At 73.3% G+C, this 255-nt stretch carries 1 protein-coding gene; it reads left to right on the forward strand.

Annotated elements, in window-relative coordinates:
• On the forward strand, nt 1–255 hold a 255-nt coding region (locus ACLQ3C_RS21680), incomplete at both ends, for a hypothetical protein (protein ID WP_425707142.1).

The following is a 255-nucleotide window of genomic DNA, read 5'->3' on the forward strand; positions in this document are numbered from 1 at the left end:
TGGGTCGGCGCGGCCGTTCGAGGGGGATGGGCATGCGCGGGAGCCCGCGTGGCCGGAGCACGGACTCGGTGACGACCAGCCGGGTGGGCTGGCCGATCGTGACGGTGGGGGTGAGCGGGCCGGCGGGACTCATGGGCGTGAGGCGGCCGATCCGGAGGTCGCGCAACGGTCGGATGCCGCGTCGGATGCGGCGTCTGAGGGTGCGGCGCAGATGCCGTCCGCTCGTGTGGGTGATGTGACGGTGCGGATGGATGT

The organism is Gordonia sp. DT30, assembly GCF_049844915.1.
Classification (GTDB): Bacteria; Actinomycetota; Actinomycetes; order Mycobacteriales; family Mycobacteriaceae; genus Gordonia.